The sequence below is a fragment of the Rothia endophytica genome (assembly GCF_928381505.1).
Taxonomy (GTDB): Bacteria; Actinomycetota; Actinomycetes; order Actinomycetales; family Micrococcaceae; genus Rothia; species Rothia endophytica_A.
The window spans coordinates 1-1,971 of record NZ_CAKMSJ010000025.1 but is presented as its reverse complement, the minus strand read 5'-3'; the positions used below and the strand labels follow the sequence as shown (position 1 = coordinate 1,971).

Genomic DNA, 1,971 nt, shown 5'->3' with positions numbered 1-1,971 from the left:
TTTCTTGTTGGTCTCGATGGTATGCCTGGCGCATTGGTGGGTGAGACTGTGATGGTTTTGCTGCTGGTGTGGGTGGGTTGTTGTTTGAAAACTGTATAGTGGACGCGAGCATCTTCTAAAGATTGAAGAAATGATCCTAATTCAACATCTTTTGGGTGTTGTTTCTAGTATTTTCTTTGATTCTTTTGATTTGTAACTTAGTTAGTCAAGTAAATGACATCTTGAAATATTTCTGTGTGTAAGTTAATAAGAGCACACGGTGGATGCCTTGGCACTAGAAGCCGATGAAGGACGTGTGAATCTGCGATAAGCCTCGAGGAGTCGATAACAGGACTGTGATTCGAGGATTTCCGAATGGGGAAACCCAGCAAGCCATCATGGTTTGTTACCACCAGCTGAATGTATAGGCTGGTTGGAGGGAACGGGGGGAAGTGAAACATCTCAGTACCCTCAGGAAGAGAAAATAAAATATGATTCTGTGAGTAGTGGCGAGCGAAAGCGGAAGAGACTAAACCTGTGGTGTGTGATACCGGTTGAGGGTTGCATCATGGGGGTTGTGGGAGTTAGCGTGGCAGTTTCAATCGACTGTCGAAGTGATGTTCAAGCATGTAGGTGAAGGCCTTGGGATGGGCTGCCGGAGAAGGTGAGAGTCCTGTAACCGAAATGTGTTTGACCGCTTGTTGGCCACCCGAGTAGCACGGGGCTCGTGGAATCTCGTGTGAATCTGCCAGGACCACCTGGTAAGTCTAAATACTTTCTAGTGACCGATAGTGAATCAGTACCGTGAGGGAATGGTGAAAAGTACCCCGGGAGGGGAGTGAAATAGTACCTGAAACCGTGTGCTTACAAGCCGTTGGAGCCTTTTGGGGTGACAGCGTGCCTTTTGAAGAATGAGCCTGCGAGTTAGTGTTCTGTCGCGAGGTTAACCCGTGTGGGGAAGCCGTAGCGAAAGCGAGTCTGAAGAGGGCGTTTGAGTGGCAGGATCTAGACCCGAAGCGGAGTGATCTATCCATGGCCAGGTTGAAGCGACGGTAAGACGTCGTGGAGGACCGAACCCACCTAGGTTGAAAACTGGGGGGATGAGCTGTGGATAGGGGTGAAAGGCCAATCAAACTCTGTGATAGCTGGTTCTCCCCGAAATGCATTTAGGTGCAGCGTTACGTGTTTCTTGCCGGAGGTAGAGCTACTGGATGGCCGATGGGCCCCACAGGGTTACTGACGTCAGCTAAACTCCGAATGCCGGTAAGTCAGAGCGTAGCAGTGAGACAGTGGGGGATAAGCTTCATTGTCGAGAGGGAAACAGCCCAGACCATCAACTAAGGTCCCAAAGCGTGTACTAAGTGGGAAAGGATGTGGAGTTGCTGAGACAACCAGGAGGTTGGCTTAGAAGCAGCCACCCTTGAAAGAGTGCGTAATAGCTCACTGGTCAAGTGATTCTGCGCCGATAATGTAGCGGGGCTCAAGTACACCACCGAAGTTATGGCAATGTAACGTTTGTTATGTTGGGTAGGGGAGCGTCGTGTATCCAGTGAAGCTGCGGTGTGAACCAGTGGTGGAGGGTATGCGAGTGAGAATGCAGGCATGAGTAGCGAATCACGGGTGAGAAACCCGTGCGCCGGATGATCAAGGGTTCCAGGGTCAAGCTAATCTGCCCTGGGTTAGTCGGGGCCTAAGGCGAGGCCGACAGGCGTAGTCGATGGATAACGGGTTGATATTCCCGTACCGGTAAAAAACCGCCCATACTGATTTTTTGATGCTAACTGTGAGAAGCCGTTGGTAACCCCAGTGCCTTTTTGGTGTTGGGGAGCTTGTGGTGGACTGCAGGACCCGATTTTTTGAGGTAAACGTATTAACAGGTGTGACGCAGGAAGGTAGCCAAGCCACGCGATGGTTGTCGTGGTCTAAGCGTGTAGGGTATCCGGTTGTTAAATGCGCCGGTGTTGGCCTGAGACGTGATGGGACCCCTTTTTT

The 1,971-nt window shown here is 50.6% G+C and carries 1 rRNA gene; it reads left to right on the top strand.

Annotation, left to right across the window (positions count from 1 at the left end):
* Positions 1–236 precede the first annotated feature (236 nt).
* Positions 237–1,971: ribosomal RNA gene (locus L6990_RS11765) — 23S ribosomal RNA — on the top strand; the annotation flags it as partial.